The 434-nt window shown below is 46.8% G+C and carries 1 pseudogene; it reads left to right on the forward strand.

What is annotated here, in order from left to right:
• Nucleotides 1–133: 133 nt before the first annotated feature.
• Nucleotides 134–268: pseudogene (locus tag OKC28_RS21590) on the forward strand (gamma carbonic anhydrase family protein); the annotation flags it as partial.
• Nucleotides 269–434: the final 166 nt, after the last annotated feature.

Raw genomic sequence — 434 nt, forward strand, 5'->3', positions numbered from 1 at the left:
ATAGGGAGTTGAATCTTTCTGGCAACCCCTTATCGGCAATAAAATTGCAAAAATCGGCACTTTTTTAGTTATTCATATCCAACCACAGCTTTTGTACAAACTTATCCACAGAAGCGAGTTCCGGATTGCTAGAATGGCCAAAAACAAGGAGGCCAAGATGGACTTGCGACTGAGACCTTACAAACGAAAACGCCCGCAACTGGGCAAACGGGTGTACGCAGATCCCTTCGCAACGTTGGTGGGATATATCGAACTGGCCGACGATGCTCAAGAGAAGTGATCAGGCCATTCACTATTTAACCAGGCTTGGGAACAACGCTTACTTCTTATATAGAAGAGGTTGAATGGTGAATTGAGGCAGTTGAGGCAGTTGAGGCAGTTGAGGCAGTTGAGGCAGTTGAGGCAGTTGAGGCAGTTGAGGCAGTTGAGGCAGT

The organism is Aeromonas sp. D3 (assembly GCF_027705025.1).
GTDB lineage: Bacteria > Pseudomonadota > Gammaproteobacteria > Enterobacterales > Aeromonadaceae > Aeromonas > Aeromonas salmonicida.